15 protein-coding genes are annotated in these 14,492 nt (G+C 73.0%); 8 read left to right on the top strand and 7 right to left on the bottom strand.

Annotated features, from left to right (window positions below):
• Positions 1 to 37 precede the first annotated feature (37 nt).
• A complete protein-coding gene (locus ACU436_RS21795; protein WP_459028034.1) occupies positions 38 to 802 on the bottom strand; it encodes an enoyl-CoA hydratase/isomerase family protein in 765 nt (254 codons plus the stop codon).
• An 80-nt stretch (positions 803 to 882) separates the two neighbouring features.
• Here ACU436_RS21795 and ACU436_RS21790 point away from each other — a divergent pair, with 80 nt between their 5' ends.
• Genes ACU436_RS21790 through ACU436_RS21775 form a run of 4 tightly spaced genes read left to right on the top strand, consistent with a single transcriptional unit; the run spans position 883 to position 3,392 of the window.
• A complete protein-coding gene (locus ACU436_RS21790; protein WP_459028032.1) occupies positions 883 to 1,968 on the top strand; it encodes an S-(hydroxymethyl)mycothiol dehydrogenase in 1,086 nt (361 codons plus the stop codon).
• Entirely contained in the window at positions 1,968 to 2,594 is a 627-nt protein-coding gene (locus tag ACU436_RS21785) for an MBL fold metallo-hydrolase (protein WP_459028030.1), read from the top strand. The genes ACU436_RS21790 and ACU436_RS21785 overlap by 1 nt, the downstream gene beginning before the upstream one ends.
• Before the next feature lie 43 nt (positions 2,595 to 2,637).
• On the top strand, positions 2,638 to 2,937 hold the full coding sequence (locus ACU436_RS21780) for a type II toxin-antitoxin system Phd/YefM family antitoxin (protein ID WP_459028028.1): 300 nt from the start codon (positions 2,638 to 2,640) through the stop codon (positions 2,935 to 2,937).
• Entirely contained in the window at positions 2,934 to 3,392 is a 459-nt protein-coding gene (locus ACU436_RS21775; protein ID WP_459028026.1) for a type II toxin-antitoxin system VapC family toxin, read from the top strand. Before ACU436_RS21780 ends, ACU436_RS21775 begins: the two co-directional genes overlap by 4 nt.
• Here the strand turns inward: ACU436_RS21775 and ACU436_RS21770 are convergent.
• On the bottom strand, positions 3,299 to 4,471 hold the full coding sequence (locus tag ACU436_RS21770; protein WP_459028024.1) for an MFS transporter: 1,173 nt from the start codon (positions 4,469 to 4,471) through the stop codon (positions 3,299 to 3,301). The two genes, ACU436_RS21775 and ACU436_RS21770, sit on opposite strands and share 94 nt — an antisense overlap.
• A 71-nt stretch (positions 4,472 to 4,542) precedes the next feature.
• Between ACU436_RS21770 and ACU436_RS21765 the strand changes: the two genes are divergently transcribed.
• The 3 genes from ACU436_RS21765 (at position 4,543) to ACU436_RS21755 (ending at position 7,971) form a co-directional block, all read left to right on the top strand.
• A complete protein-coding gene (locus ACU436_RS21765) occupies positions 4,543 to 5,583 on the top strand; it encodes a gamma-glutamylcyclotransferase family protein (RefSeq protein WP_459028023.1) in 1,041 nt (346 codons plus the stop codon).
• 108 nt (positions 5,584 to 5,691) lie between these two features.
• A complete protein-coding gene (locus ACU436_RS21760) occupies positions 5,692 to 6,606 on the top strand; it encodes an ABC transporter ATP-binding protein (RefSeq protein WP_459028021.1) in 915 nt (304 codons plus the stop codon).
• Positions 6,607 to 6,780: 174 nt separating this feature from the next.
• Positions 6,781 to 7,971: an ABC transporter permease gene (locus ACU436_RS21755; protein ID WP_459028019.1), complete on the top strand. Its 1,191-nt coding sequence runs from the start codon at positions 6,781 to 6,783 to the stop codon at positions 7,969 to 7,971.
• A 15-nt stretch (positions 7,972 to 7,986) separates the two neighbouring features.
• Here the strand turns inward: ACU436_RS21755 and ACU436_RS21750 are convergent, their stop codons facing one another.
• The 4 genes from ACU436_RS21750 to pdxH form a co-directional block, all read right to left on the bottom strand.
• Positions 7,987 to 8,202: a hypothetical protein gene (locus tag ACU436_RS21750; RefSeq protein ID WP_459028018.1), complete on the bottom strand. Its 216-nt coding sequence runs from the start codon at positions 8,200 to 8,202 to the stop codon at positions 7,987 to 7,989.
• A gap of 79 nt (positions 8,203 to 8,281) precedes the next feature.
• Positions 8,282 to 9,583, bottom strand: a complete 1,302-nt coding sequence (locus tag ACU436_RS21745) for a citrate synthase (protein WP_459028016.1) — start codon at positions 9,581 to 9,583, stop codon at positions 8,282 to 8,284.
• Positions 9,584 to 9,688: 105 nt separating this feature from the next.
• Positions 9,689 to 10,921: an MFS transporter gene (locus ACU436_RS21740; RefSeq protein ID WP_459028014.1), complete on the bottom strand. Its 1,233-nt coding sequence runs from the start codon at positions 10,919 to 10,921 to the stop codon at positions 9,689 to 9,691.
• A 261-nt stretch (positions 10,922 to 11,182) separates the two neighbouring features.
• On the bottom strand, positions 11,183 to 11,836 hold the full coding sequence (gene pdxH / locus ACU436_RS21735; RefSeq protein ID WP_459028012.1) for a pyridoxamine 5'-phosphate oxidase: 654 nt from the start codon (positions 11,834 to 11,836) through the stop codon (positions 11,183 to 11,185).
• Between the two features lie 146 nt (positions 11,837 to 11,982).
• Here pdxH and ACU436_RS21730 point away from each other — a divergent pair, with 146 nt between their 5' ends.
• Entirely contained in the window at positions 11,983 to 13,143 is a 1,161-nt protein-coding gene (locus tag ACU436_RS21730) for a citrate synthase 2 (RefSeq protein ID WP_459028010.1), read from the top strand.
• Positions 13,144 to 13,166: 23 nt separating this feature from the next.
• Here the strand turns inward: ACU436_RS21730 and ACU436_RS21725 are convergent, their stop codons facing one another.
• A complete protein-coding gene (locus ACU436_RS21725) occupies positions 13,167 to 14,480 on the bottom strand; it encodes an MFS transporter (protein ID WP_459028008.1) in 1,314 nt (437 codons plus the stop codon).
• Between the last annotated feature and the right edge of the window lie 12 nt (positions 14,481 to 14,492).

Here is a 14,492-nt window from a genome sequence, read left to right as displayed (position 1 = left end):
GGCGGGTGGGACCGGATCGGGCGGCCGATCCCACCCGTCAGCGCCCGGTGACCGACGCGAGGTACCGCGCCACCGACCCGTCGGAGATGTGGCGCTTCCACAGCTGCGCCACCTGCTCGTCCTCGTCGGCGTAGCGGTCGGTCCGCTCCAGGGCGACGCGCCGCAGCTGCCCCTTCGTGGTGGCGAACGTGTCGGGCGGGACGTCGCGCGCCAGCGCCGCCGCCGCGGCCGCCGCCCGCGACCCCAGCTCGTCGGCGGGGACGACCTCGTGGACGAGCCCGAGCTGCGCGGCCCGCTCCGGCCGATGGGTCTGCGCGCCCATCACGAGCTCCCGCGCGCCCCGCTCGCCCGCCGCGACGCCGAGCACCTCCAGCGCGATGCGCGGGAACGGCACCCCCACCCGGATCTCGGGCACCCCGATCCGCGCGGCGCCCCCGGCCATCAGCACGACGTCGGCGCAGGCGGCGAGCACGCACCCGCCGGCGATCGCGTGCCCGTTCACCGCCGCGACGAGCGGCTTCGGCAGCTCGAAGGCCGCCCGGAACGCCTCCGAGAGCGCCGGGAGGAACTCCTCGACGTACGGATCGCCGCCCGCGGTGCAGCGCTTCAGGTCGACACCTGCCGAGAAGGTCTGGTCGGATCCGGTGAGGACCACGGCCCGCGCGGGATCGGCCGCGAGACCCCGGAACCGCTCGGCGAGTGCCTGGCACAGCCCGAGATCCATGGCGTTGACGGGGCCGTGCGCCATCCGCAGCACCGCCACCGGGACACCCTCGACGTCGACGTCGTCGCGTTCCAACACGCCGTCGAACCTACCGACGGGCTGCTCACGTGGCAGGCTGCGCATGAGCGCATCCGAGGTGACGAGATGAGGGAGAGCCAATGCCGCAGCAGGTCCGCGGGGTCGTCGCGCACAAGAAGGGTGAGCCGGTCTCCCTGGAGACGGTGATCGTGCCGGACCCCGGGCCCGGCGAAGCGGTGGTGCAGGTGCAGGCCTGCGGGGTCTGCCACACCGACCTGCACTACCGCGAGGGCGGGATCAACGACGAGTTCCCGTTCCTCCTCGGGCACGAGGCCGCCGGGGTCGTCGAGTCCGTCGGAGAGGGCGTCACCGATGTGCAACCCGGTGACTTCGTGATCCTCAACTGGCGCGCCGTCGACGGCACCTGCCGCGCCTGCCGCCGGGGCGAGCCCTGGTACTGCTTCTCCACCCACAACGCCGCCCAGAAGATGACGCTGGAGTCGGGACAGGAGCTGTCCCCCGCGCTGGGCATCGGCGCGTTCGTCGAGAAGACCCTCGTCCACTCCGGCCAGTGCACGAAGGTGAACCCCGAGGCCAAGCCCGAGGTCGCCGGGCTGCTCGGCTGCGGGGTCATGGCCGGCATCGGCGCGGCCATCAACACCGGGAAGGTGGGTCGCGGCGACTCCATCGCCGTGATCGGCTGCGGCGGTGTGGGTGACGCGGCGATCGCGGGCGCCCGGCTCGCCGGCGCGTCCACGATCATCGCGGTCGACGTGGACGACCGGAAGCTCGCGTGGGCGAAGGAGTTCGGCGCCACCCACACGATCAACTCCCGCGAGCAGGACGTCGTCGAGGGCGTGCAGGCGCTCACCGACGGCAACGGCGCGAACGTCGTCGTCGAGGCGGTCGGCCGCCCGGAGACCTACAAGCAGGCGTTCTACGCCCGCGACCTCGCCGGCACCGTCGTGCTGGTCGGCGTGCCCACCCCCGACATGGCGATCGACCTGCCGCTGATCGACATGTTCGGCCGCGGCGGCTCGCTGAAGTCGTCCTGGTACGGCGACTGCCTGCCGTCGCGCGACTTCCCCATGCTCGTGGACCTGCACCTGCAGGGCCGGCTCCCGCTGGAGAAGTTCGTCAGCGAGACGATCGGGATCGGCGACGTCGAGGCCGCGTTCGAGAAGATGCACAAGGGCGACGTGCTGCGGTCGGTCGTGGTCTTCTGATGCCACCCGTCGACCACCTCGTCACCTCGGGCACGTTCTCGCTGGACGGCGGCACCTGGGACGTCGACAACAACGTGTGGATCGTCGGGGACGAGCGCGAGGTGCTCGTCGTCGACGCCCCGCACGACGCCGACGCGATCGCGGCGGCCGTCGGCGACCGGCGCCTCGTGGCCGTGGTGTGCACGCACGGCCACGACGACCACGTGCGCAAGGCGCCGGAGCTGGCCGACCGGTTCGGCGCACCGATCCTGCTGCACCCGGCCGAGGCGCCGCTGTGGGAGCTGACCCACCCGGACCGGAAGCCCGACCGCGAGCTGGCCGACGGCGATACCGTGAGCGCGGGCGGGGTAGCGCTGCGGGTGCTGCACACCCCCGGCCACTCCCCCGGCTCGTGCAGCCTGTACGCGCCCGAGCTGGGCTCGGTGTTCACCGGCGACACCCTGTTCCAGGGCGGGCCGGGAGCCACCGGCCGGTCCTTCTCGTCGTTCGACACGATCATCGACTCGATCCGCGGCCGCCTGCTGACGCTCCCCGGCGACACGGTGGTCCGCACGGGCCACGGCGACTCGACGGCGATCGGCGAGGAGCTCCCGCACCTGGAGGAGTGGATCGCGCGGGGCAGCTGAGACGCTCCCTAAACCGGTAGCACATTTGTGTTACTTTCACCTCATGGGTGAGCCGGAGAGCATCGGCATCCGCGAGCTGCGCCAGCACGCCTCGCGATACGTCGCGATGGCCAAGCAAGGCAAGCGGGTTCCGGTGACGGATCGGGGCGAGCTGGTGGCCTACCTCGTTCCTGCGCACGAGCCGAGCACGACCTTCCAGCGAATGGTGGCTGCGGGCCAGGTCCGGCTGGCCAAGGGCAATCTCGCGGAGACCCTCGCGTCCCTCGAGCCACTCGAGGCCGAACCGGGCGAGAAGACCTTGTCCGAGGTGCTCCGCGAGATGCGCGACGAGGAGCGGTATTGATCTACCTGGACACCTCGGCGCTGCTCAAGCTCGTCAAGGACGACGAAGCCGAGGGACCCACGCTCCGCGCTCACCTCGAACGGACGGCCGAGGCCGGGCTCGTGTCGAGCACCCTGCTCGCCGTCGAAGCCCGAAGGGGGATGCTCCGGATCCGGCCGGACGGCCTACCGAAGGTCGATCTCATCCTCTCCGAGGTCGCGCAGATCGGCATCTCCGACGCGGTGATCGAGTCCGCGAGCCGCCTGCCCGACCCGTTGCTGCGCTCTCTCGACGCCATCCACCTCGCCACCGCCCTGATGATCCGCGACGACATCGAGAGCGTGGTCACGTACGACAGTCGCCTGCTCGCCGCCGCCGAAGCTCACGGTCTTCCCACCGCGGCCCCGGGCCGGACCCAGGCCACCACCACCCCGGCCCCCAGCAAGACGGCCGCCGCCCCGAACGCGGCGGAGTAGCCGAACGGCTGCGCCACCGCGCCGAGGCCGAGCGCGCCGACGCCGGTGCCCGCGTCGAAGGCGATGTTCCAGATCGCGCTCGCCGCGCCGTAGCCGGCGCTGCCGAACGCGGCGAAGAGCACGGTGAGGGAGTCGTTCTGCACCATGCCGAAGCCGAAGCCGACGGCGGCGGCCCCGATCACGACGAGCGCGCCCACGCCGGCGCCGAGGGCGACGACCTCGGCCACCAGCCCGGCCGCGGCGAGCAGCATCCCCGGTACGAGCAGCCGGCCTCCCCAGCCGCGCCGGTCCACGAGCTCGCCGGCCACCAGGCGGCCCAGCAACGCCCCCGCCGCCGTCGCCAGCAGGGCACCGGCGACGAGCAGCCCGGCGTCCGGCACGGCGAGCGGGAGGAACGTGATCAGGCCGCCCTGGGCGATCGAGCAGGCGAGCATCGCGAGCACCGGGGTGAGCGCCGAGCGCACCGGGGGCCGCGGGAGCGGCGCGGCCCCCGTCCGCGCAGTCGCGTGCGACATCCGGATCCCCGGCACGAGCAGCGCACCCAGCACCGGGCCGACCCCCGCCACGACGAACACCGCGGTGAAGCCGAACCGGTCGACCGCGGCCACCCCGGCCGCCAGCAGCACAAGCTGGGGCAGCCCGACCGCGAGGCCGTAGCGGCCCGCCGCCCGGCCGTGCTGCTCCCGGGGTACGAGCTCCGCCACCAGGGCACTCCCGGCCACCGTCGCCAGCCCGAAGCCGACGCCGCGCAGCGCGGAGAGCGCGAGCACGGGCGCGAGGTCGGGCGACAGGGCGAGGAACGGCGCGGGGGCACCGAGCAGCACCGAGCCGGCCGCGAGCACCCAGCGGTGGCCGACCCGCACGAGCAGCCACGGCACCGCGAGCTGGGTGGCCACCGTGGTGGCCATCAGGACCGCGGTGGTGGCGCCCGACCCGAGCGCGCCCGCCCCTCCGCGCTCCGCCCAGAGCGGCACGATCGGCAGCAGCAGCGCGTACCCGCTGAAGCACAGCACGGTGGCACCGAGCATGAATCGGAACGGTGCGCCGGCGATCCCGGCGGGAGCGCTGGTCGATACCACGACCCCGAGCGTAGGTGGCGTACGCCCGGAACGGTTGACGCGACGGCAGGCGGACCAGGCACCCTGGTCGGGTGCCGCCGCTCCCCGACAGCGACTTCCCCGCCGACCCGTACCCCGGCGCCATGCCGGACACCTCGTTCGCCCACGTCGACGAGGAGTCGCACCCGTTGCGCCGCGACCCGCGGCACGGCTGGACGGTCGAGGGCCGCCCCCTCGACGACTGGCTGGCCGGCCGCGGCGCGGCGCCCCGCGCGCGGCGCGTACCCCTGCTCGCGTACGGCTCCAACCGGTGCCCGAGCAAGATCACCTGGCTGCGCCGGGCGCTCGGGATGGGCGCGGACCCGGTGGTGGCACTGCGGGTCCGCACCCGCGGCGTGGCCGCGGTCTGGGCCAACGGGCTGCGCAGGCGGGACGGGCAGCGGCCCGCGGTGCTCGCCGCCGCGCCCGGGGTGGTCGAGGAGCACGTCGTGTGGCTCGCGACGGCCGAGCAGATCGCGGTGCTGGACCGCTGCGAGGGCCGGGACGAGCGGTTCCGCCTGGCCCGGCTGGGCACCGGCGAGGTGCGCACGACCGACGGCGACGTCCGGATCGCGCAGCCGTGGTGCTACGTCGCGCACGGCGCGATCCGCCTGCCCCTGCACGTGGACGGTGCGCTCGTCCGTTGCACGGAGCTGCCGCAGGAAGCGGCGCTCGCGCTCCTCGGCGAGCCCGCCGACGACGGCCTGCACGCGCCGACGGTGGCCGGGGCGCCCCACCCCGACGAGTGGCCCGCCGCCCTCTTCGTCTACGGGCTCCTGCAGCCCGGCGGGCCCTCCTGGTCCATGGTGGCACCGCACAGCACGGGCGAGCCGCACCGCACGACCGTCGACGGCGGCGTCTACGACACCGGCCTCGGGTATCCGGCCCTGCGCCGCGACGCCGGCGGCCGCGCACCCGGCTGGCTGGTGCCGGTGCGCGACCCCGCGGCCCTCCTGCCCGCCCTCGACGAGTACGAGGGCAGCGCGTACCGCCGGGAGCGGGTCGTCGCCGGCGACGGAACTGTCTGCTGGAGCTACGTGTGGGCGGCCCCGTTCGACGGCCTCCACCCGCTCCCCGCGGGCTGGCCGGCCTAGCCCCGACGGCCGCACACACCGTCTGAGGTCCGCACACATGGTCGGACATGTGTGCGGTGCCGCGACGGTGTGCGCGGTGGGCCCGGGAGCTGGCGCTAGGGTCGGGCCGTGCTGGAGATCGCGGGGGTCGGTAAGCGGTTCGGCACCCGGCAGGCGCTCGACGACGTCTCGTTCACCGTCGAACCGGGCGAGGTGTTCGGGTTCGTCGGGAGCAACGGCGCCGGCAAGACCACCACCATGCGCATCGTGCTCGGCGTGCTCTCCGCCGACGCGGGCGACGTGCGCTGGAAGGGTCGGCCGGTGGACGCCGACCTGCGGCGACGCATCGGCTACATGCCCGAGGAGCGGGGCCTCTACCCGAAGATGCGGGTCGGCGACCAGTTGCGCTACCTGGCCCGGCTGCACGGCCTCACCGGGGCCGAAGCCGCCACGGCCGTCACGCTGTGGACCGAGCGGCTCGGTGTCGCCGCCCGGCTCGGCGACGAGGTGCAGAAGCTCTCGCTCGGCAACCAGCAGCGCGTGCAGCTGTGCGCGGCGCTCGTGCACGACCCGGAGGTGCTCGTGCTCGACGAGCCGTTCTCCGGGCTCGACCCCACCGCTGTCGAGGTGATGAGCAGCGTGCTACGCGACAAGGCCGAGACGGGGGTCCCGGTGATCTTCTCCAGCCACCAGCTCGAGCTCGTGGAACGACTGTGCGACCGGATCGGCATCATCGCCGGCGGGCGCATGGTGGCCGTCGGCAGCGTCGCCGACCTGCGCGAACGCGATGGGTCGGGGGCGGTCCTGGATGTCGAGGGGCCACCGGCCGGATGGGCCGCGGCGCTGCCGGGCGTCGAGGTGCTCAGCGACGACGCCGGGCACACGCGCGTGCGCCTCGCCGCCGGCACCGACGACCAGGACGTGCTGCGGGCGGCGCTCGCCGCCGGCCCGGTGCGCGAGTTCCGCCGGTGGCGCCCGCCGCTCACGGAGCTCTACCGCGACGTCGTCCAGGCCGGACCCGCGCCGGCGGAGCCCGCGGCATGAGCGAGCTTGCGAGCGAATCGATGTCACAGCGCCTGCGCGCTGCGTTTCATCTCTCTGGGCCGGCCGAGCGCAGCGAGGCCGAGCGATGAGCGAGCTTGCGAGCGAATCAATGTCACAGCGCCTGCGCGCTGCGTTTCATCTCTCTGGGCCGGCCGAGCGCAGCGAGGCCGAGTGATGAGCGCGCCGTTGCCGGCCCGCAGCGCGATCCTGCTCGTCGCGCGCCGCGAGTTCGTCATGCAGGTCCGCTCGCGCAGCTTCGCGATCGGGCTCGTGATCACGCTCGTCTTCTTCGGCGGGATCTTCCTGCTCGGCGCCTACATCAGCGGGCAGGCCTCGAACCACACGCTCGGGATCACACCGCAGGCCGCGGACATCCGGCCGATGGTCGAGCAGACGGCGCACCTGCAGGGAGTCGAGCTCAGCGTCCGCGAGGTCGACGACGGCCCGGGCCGCGACCAGGTGCGGGACGACGACCTCGACGCCCTGCTCACCGGCGCGCCCGGCGCGTACGAGCTGGTGGGCCACGACTCCGTGGACGGCGGCCTGCAGGCGATCGTGCAGACCGCGGCCGAGCAGCAGGCCGTCTCGACGGCGCTGGCCGGTGCCGGCGTCGACCCCGTCCAGGTCGCGAACTCCTCGGCCCTCGCCGTCTCCGCGCTCGAGGCCGCCGACAGCGACATCGGCCAGCGGCTCGCGCTCGCCATCGTCGGGACGATGCTGCTGTTCGTCTCGCTCAGCGCCTACGGCAGCCTGGTCGCCACCGGCGTCGTCGAGGAGAAGCAGAGCCGCGTGGTGGAGCTGCTGCTCGCCACGATCACGCCGTGGCAGCTCCTGGCCGGCAAGGTCGTCGGGCTCGGCGCGGTGGGGCTGTTGCAGCTGGTCATCCTGAGCACCGTCGCGGGGGTGAGCGCCGGGGTGGCGGGGCTGCTGGTCCTGCCGGGCGCCGCGCTCGGCATGTTCGTGATGGTCGTGATCTGGTACCTGCTCGGCTTCTTCCTGTACGCGTCGCTCTACGCGGCCGTCGGGTCCACCGTCTCGCGCCAGGAGGAGCTCCAGTCGGTGGTCGCACCGATGATCTTCCTGCTGCTGATCCCGTTCATCCTCACGATGAACGTGCTGCCGAACGACCCGCGCAACGGGCTCGCCACCGTGCTGTCGTTCATCCCGTTCTTCTCCCAGACCGTGATGCCCGCGCGCTACGCCCTCGGCGTCGCGTCGCTGTGGGAGGTGCTGGTGGCGGCGGTGCTCGCCGCGGCCGCGATCGTGGTGGTGGTGCGGGTCGCCGGGCGCGTCTACCGGAACTCGGTGTTGCGCACCGGCGCCCGCGTGGGCCTCCGCGAGGCCCTCACCAGCAAGCCGTCCTGACCCGGGGAGCCGAGGTCAGGGCGTCGGAGCGGGACGCGGCCGCGGCGACGGGCGGCGCGGCGCGGCATCGGCCGTGGGCGGCGGAGCGGGCCGGGGTGGCGGCCAGTCGGTGTCGACGGCCGATCGGGCCGCGACCTGCGATCTGACGACCCACGCCGCGATCGCCAGCAACACAGCGAGGACCAGCCAGCGGCCACGACGGCCCCGGTGCCCCTCGACGTTCTCCGCCATAGACCCCACCTTCCGCCGGATGCGCACGAAGGGTAAGCCGTTCGCCCGCGATCCGCGCCCCGACGCGGCCCGGGTGCGGTCAGCGGTTGGCCATCGGCACGTACGGGCGCTCGGTCTGACCGACGTACAGCTGGCGCGGCCGGCCGATCTTCGTGCTCGGGTCGTTGATCATCTCGCGCCAGTGGGCGATCCACCCCGGCAGGCGACCGAGCGCGAACAGGACCGTGAACATCTTCGTCGGGAAGCCCATCGCCCGGTAGATGACGCCGGTGTAGAAGTCGACGTTCGGGTAGAGCTTGCGCTCGATGAAATAGTCGTCGGCCAGCGCCCGCTCCTCGAGCGCCTTCGCGATGTCGAGCAGCTGGTCGCTGACGCCGAGCTTCTTCAGGATCTCGTCGGCGCTCTGCTTCACGATCCGGGCGCGGGGGTCGTAGTTCTTGTAGACCCGGTGCCCGAAGCCCATGAGCCGGGCGCCGTGCTCCCGGTTCTTCACCCGCTCGACGAAGGCGTCGACGTTGCCCTCCTCGACGTCGCGGATGCGCTGCAGCATCTCCAGCACCGCCTGGTTGGCGCCGCCGTGCAGCGGCCCGAACAGGGCGTTGATGCCCGCGGAGATGCTCGCGAACAGGTTGGCCTGCGACGAGCCCACCATCCGGACCGTGGACGTCGAGCAGTTCTGCTCGTGGTCGGCGTGCAGGATCAGCAGCACGTCGAGGGCGCGGACGAAGTCGGGGTCGATCTCGTAGGGCTCGGCCGGGAAGCCGAAGGTCATCCTCAGGAAGTTCTCCACCAGGCCCTGCGAGTTGTCCGGGTAGAGGAACGGCTGGCCGATCGACTTCTTGTACGCGTACGCCGCGATCGTCGGCACCTTGGCGAGCAGCCGGACGGTGGACAGCTCCACCGCGTCCGCGTCGAACGGGTCGAGGCTGTCCTGGTAGAAGGTGGACAGCGCGCTGACGGCGCTGGAGAGCACCGGCATCGGGTGCGCGTCCCGCGGGAAGCCCTCGAAGAACCGTTTCAGGTCCTCGTGCAGCAACGTGTGGCGGCTGATCTTGTTGGTGAAGTCGTCCAGCTCGGCCCGCGTCGGCAGCTCGCCGTAGATCAGCAGGTAGCTGACCTCCAGGAACGTGGAGTTCTCTGCGAGCTGGTCGATCGGGTACCCGCGGTAGCGCAGGATGCCGGCGTCACCGTCGATATAGGTGATCGCCGAGGAACAGGCGGCGGTGTTGCCGTACCCCGAGTCGAGCGTGGTCAGCCCCGTCGACGTCAGCAGCTTGGAGATGTCGAACGCGGATGCACCCTCGGTCGCGGGCCGGATCGCCATCTCGTACTCGCCGCCGGGGTGGTTCAGAACAGCAGCGCTGGTGGTCTCGTCGGCCATGTGGAGGTTCCCTCACACTCATGTTTTGCGTGGTTGGGCGCAACGCTAGTGCTCCGGATCAGGGTTGCGCCCGTCCTGGCGTTGACGCGTTCATCACGGCCGATGTCACGCGTCGTGAGCAGGGCGGTAACGCCAGAACGTCGGGAAGATCACCACCACGACCACGGCACCGATGACCACCAGGACGCCACCCACGGACGCCGCGAGGCCCGGCCCCCACCAGTCCGCGGCCGCCCCGTGCCACATGTCGGCCACCCGCGGGCCACCGGCGACCACGACCGCGAAGACGCCCTGCATGCGGCCGCGCATCTCGTCGGTGGCGACCGTCTGCAGGATCGACATCCGGTACACGCTGCTCACCAGGTCACCGGCACCCGCCAGCGCCAGGAAGAGCACGGCCAGCCACAGCGAGCCGGCGAGGCCGAACAGCGCGACGCCGACGCCCCACAGGCAGATCGCGATCGTGACGGCCACGCCCTGGCGCCGGATCCGGTGCAGGCTCCCGGAGAACAAGCCGGCCACGACCATCCCGGCGGGGATCGCGGCGAACAGCAGCCCGTACGCGACCCCACCGCCCGGTGGGTCGCCGAAGACGGTCTGCGCGATCTCCGGGAACACCACCCGCGGCATGCCGAACGCCATCGCCACGATGTCCATCAGGAACGACACGAGCAGCACCGCGTGCAGCGCGGCGTACCGGAAGCCCTCGGCGATCTCGCGCAGGCCTGCGCGCCTGCGCACGCCGTTCGTCTCGGGCGGCACCGGCGGGAGCCGCCAGGTGGCCCACAGCGTCGCGAGGAGGAAGATCGCGTCGAGCAGGTAGAGCGTGGGGAGCCCGATCGTCGGGATCAGGACGCCGGCGAGCAGCGGGCCCGCGATCGCACCGGTCTGGAAGACGGTCATGTTGAGCGTGTTGGCCGCGGGGATCTGCTCGGCGGGGAGCAACCGCGGGATGACGGCGTTGCGCGCCGGCTGGTTGACGGCGAGGAACGCCGTCTGCACCGCGAAGAGCGCGAGGACCAGCCAGACCCCGCCGGCGCCGCTCGCCGCCGTGACCCACAGCGCGAGCGAGGACAGCGCGATCCCCGACCCGCTGAACAGCAGCAGGGTGCGCCGGTCCATGGCGTCGGCGATCGCGCCACCCCACAGCCCGAAGACGACCAGCGGCACGAGCCCGAAGAGGCCCGTGAGCCCCACGTACGCCGACGAGCCGGTGAGCTCGTAGATCTGCGCCGGCACCGCGACGACGGAGAGCTGGGCGCCGACCACCGTGACGATGCCGGCCGTCCACAGCCTGCGGTAGGCCGGGGTGCGCAGGGGACGGGTGTCGGTCAGCACGCCGCGCACGGCCCGCGCGAAGCGCCGGGTGGCGGGCTCGGGGGGCGGGGTCGGGCCGGTCGGTGCGTCCGGGCCGGTGGATATCGGCTTCGTAGGGCCATCCGGACCGGACGTTGTCATACGACAACGACTACCACCCGAGGCCGCCGGAGCGTGCACGGGTTCGAGCCCGGAGTGCCCGGCCTCACGACCGAACCCGGCGAATCACCCGGTTCCCGGGGCGCCGATCCGACGATCACCCTCGGGCCGCGAGCTCCGCGGTCAGGGGGCGAGGCGGCGGATCTTCCAGGTGCGGCTGTGGGAGTCCAGCTCGAAGCGCAGCCGGTCGTGCATGCGGTTGCTGCGGCCCTGCCAGAACTCCACCTGCTCGGGGACGATCCGCCAGCCGCCCCAGTGCGGCGGCGGGGGCACCGTCTCCTGGGCCGCGAAGCGCTGGGTGGCGGTCGCGAGCGCGTCGTCGAGCACGCGGCGGTCGCGTACCTCCACCGACTGGGCGGACGCCCACGCGCCGAGCTGGGAGCCGCGGGGGCGGGTGGCCCAGTAGGCCTTGGTCTCCGCGGCGCTCACGAGCTCGACCTGCCCGCGCACGTGCACCTGCCGGTGCTGGCCGTACCAGGGGAAGGTGGCCGAAGCGAACCGGGTGGCGCGCAGCTGGTGGCTCTTCGCGGACGTGTAGTTCGTGTAGAAGACGATGCCGCGCGCGTCGAGGCCCTTGCACAGCACCGTGCGCGAGCTCGGCCTGCCGTCCTCGCCGGTGGTGGCGAGCACCATCGCGTTGGGTTCGGCGACGCCGTCGGTGATGGCCTCGTCCAGCCACGCGGCGAGCTGCTCGTGCCATGTCGCGGCCAGATCGCCCACGTCGAGCTCGTCCGTGCGCACGTAGTCCACGCGCATCGTCGCCAGCTGCTCGGCCATCGATGCCCTCCCCCGGGTAGCGGACCCACCACGCTAAGTGGAACGACCCCCGATCGGCACCCCCGGTGACCGATGCCACCCGGTCGCCCGTTGCACCACCCTCGACGCAGCGTCAGGGTTGCGCCAACCACGACGAGGAGGACGCGGTGACCACTGCGCCGGCTGCACCCGGATCCGACCAGGACGAGGCGGTTCCGCCGCCGCCCCCCGGTTTCACCCCCGGCCTCGAGGGCCACGTCGCCTTCCGCACCCACATCGCGGAGCCCGACAAGGACGGCGGTTCGCTCCGCTACCGCGGGGTCGACATCGAGGACCTCGTCGGAAAGGTGACCTTCGGCAACGTCTGGGCGTTGCTCGTCGACGGCCGGTTCGGGCCCGGCCTGCCTCCCGCGGAGCCGTTCCCGATCCCGGTGCACACCGGCGACGTCCGGGTGGACGTGCAGGCGGCACTCGCGATGCTCGCCCCCTACTGGGGCTACCGCCCCCTGCTGGACATCGGCGACGAGGAGGCCCGCGAGCAGCTCGCCAGGGCCTCGGTGATGGCGCTGTCGTACGTGGCGCAGTCGGCGCGCGGCATCGGCGTGCCCGCGGTGCCGCAGTCGCGCATCGACGAGTCCGCCACGATCACCGAGCGGTTCATGACGCGCTGGCGCGGCGAGCCCGACCCGGCGCACATCGCGGCCGTCGACGCGTACTGGGTCTCCGCGGCCGAGCACGGGATGAACGCCTCGACGTTCACGGCGCGGGTCATCGCCTCGACCGGCGCCGACGTCGCCGCCTCGCTCTCCGGCGCGATCGGCGCCATGTCCGGCCCGCTGCACGGCGGAGCGCCGGCCCGGGTGCTGCCGATGATCGAGGAGGTCGAGCGGAGCGACGACCCGGAAGGGCTGGTGAAGGGCATCCTCGACCGCCACGAGCGGCTGATGGGCTTCGGCCACCGCGTCTACCGGGCCGAGGACCCGCGCGCCCGCGTCCTGCGCCGCACGTGCCTGGAGCTGAAGGCCCCGCGCTACGAGGCCGCCGCCGCGCTGGAGCAGGCGGCGCTCGCCGAGCTGCGATCCCGCCGGCCGGACCACCCGATCGAGACGAACGTCGAGTTCTGGGCCGCGGTGATCCTCGACTTCGCCCAGGTGCCGCCGCACATGATGCCGGCGATGTTCACGAGCGCCCGCACCGCCGGGTGGTCGGCGCACGTCATGGAGCAGAAGCACGAGGCCAAGCTGGTGCGCCCGAGCGCGCAGTACATCGGCCCCGGCCCGCGCCGCCCGGAAGAGGTGGAGGGTTGGGCGGACATAGCCCACAGCTGAGCCCCGACCGCAGCATGGTGGCCTTACTCCGGTTGAACCGGAGTAAGGCCACCATGCTGCGGTTCGGGACGGCGCACCCGGGCACGGACCAAAAGGGAGAGTGCACCTGCCACGACGCACAGGGCGCCGCCCGTGTACCAGGCCATGTCGTAGGCGCCCAGCTCGTCGCGAACGATGCCGGCACCCAGCGCCATGGCCGCCGCGCCCACCTGGTGCGACGCGAACACCCACCCGAAGACGACGGGCGCCGACGCGCCGAAGAGCTCGCGGCACAGGGCCATCGTCGGCGGGATCGTGGCGACCCAGTCCAGGCCGTAGAACACGATGAACGCCACCATGTTGGCCTGGATGTCCGGCCCGAAGAGCGCGGGCAGCGCCAGCAGGGACAGCCCGCGCAGCACGTAGTAGACGAGCAGCAGGTAGCGCGGGTCCACGCGGTCGGTGAGCCAGCCGGACGCGATGGTGCCGGCCACGTCGAAGATCCCGACGAGGGCGAGCAGCCCCGCGGCGACCGTCTGCGGCATGCCGTGGTCGTGCGCGGCGGGCACGAAGTGCGGCTGGATCAGGCCCATGGTGGTGGCGCCGCAGATCATCATGCCGGCGGCCAGGTACCAGAACCCCTTCGTGCGCGCGGCGTCGACGAGCATCCGCACCGCCAGCCGGGCGGCCCCGCTGCGCACGGGGTCGACGTCGTCGGCCGGGGTGCCGCCGTAGGGCGCCACGCCGACGTCGCGGGGCCGGTCGCGCAGCAACCACATCACGAGCGGGGCGACGGCGAGCGCCGAGAACGCCACCGCCAACGCCGCGGGCCGCCAGCCGTAGCCCTCGGCCAGCTGGGAGACGAGCGGGAGGAACACCAGCCCACCCGCCGCTCCCGCGGCCGTCAGCACGCCCGAGACCAGCCCACGCCGGGCGACGAACCAGCGACCAGTCACCGTGGCCACGAGCGCGAGCGCCATGGCGCCGGTGCCCAGCCCGACGAGCACTCCCCAGCAGAGGATCAGCTGCCAGCTCGCCGTCATGAACACGGTGAGCCCGCTCCCCGCGGCGACGACGATCAACGCCGCCGTGACGACGCGGCGGATGCCGAAGCTCTCCATCAGCGCCGCCGCGAACGGCGCCGTCAGGCCGTAGAGGGCCATGTTGACGGCGGCGGCGAGGGAGATCGTGCTGATGGACCAGCCGAACTCGTCGTGCAGCGGGTTCATCAGCACGCCGGGCACGGCCCGGAAGCCCGCTGCCCCGACGAGGGCGAGGAACGTCACGGCGGCGACCCACCAGGCGGGGTGGATGCGCGCGGGTCGCGCGGTGCGGAGCTCGGTCACGGCAGCGAGCATCGCTGCCGCGCG

It is taken from the genome of Pseudonocardia wallangbongensis (genome assembly GCF_054486945.1).
Note: the sequence above shows the minus strand (reverse complement) of the source record. Positions and strands in the feature narration are given on the sequence as shown.

Excerpts from the sequence above, each read along its gene's own strand:
- ACU436_RS21790 (WP_459028032.1), top strand. The coding sequence starts at position 883 with ATGCCGCAGCAGGTCCGCGGGGTCGTCGCGCACAAGAAGGGTGAGCCG.
- ACU436_RS21755 (WP_459028019.1), top strand. The coding sequence starts at position 6,781 with ATGAGCGCGCCGTTGCCGGCCCGCAGCGCGATCCTGCTCGTCGCGCGC.
- ACU436_RS21780 (WP_459028028.1), top strand. The coding sequence starts at position 2,638 with ATGGGTGAGCCGGAGAGCATCGGCATCCGCGAGCTGCGCCAGCACGCC.
- ACU436_RS21750 (WP_459028018.1), bottom strand. The coding sequence starts at position 8,202 with ATGGCGGAGAACGTCGAGGGGCACCGGGGCCGTCGTGGCCGCTGGCTG.
- ACU436_RS21785 (WP_459028030.1), top strand. The coding sequence starts at position 1,968 with ATGCCACCCGTCGACCACCTCGTCACCTCGGGCACGTTCTCGCTGGAC.
- ACU436_RS21745 (WP_459028016.1), bottom strand. The coding sequence starts at position 9,583 with ATGGCCGACGAGACCACCAGCGCTGCTGTTCTGAACCACCCCGGCGGC.
- pdxH (WP_459028012.1), bottom strand. The coding sequence starts at position 11,836 with ATGGCCGAGCAGCTGGCGACGATGCGCGTGGACTACGTGCGCACGGAC.
- ACU436_RS21725 (WP_459028008.1), bottom strand. The coding sequence starts at position 14,480 with ATGCTCGCTGCCGTGACCGAGCTCCGCACCGCGCGACCCGCGCGCATC.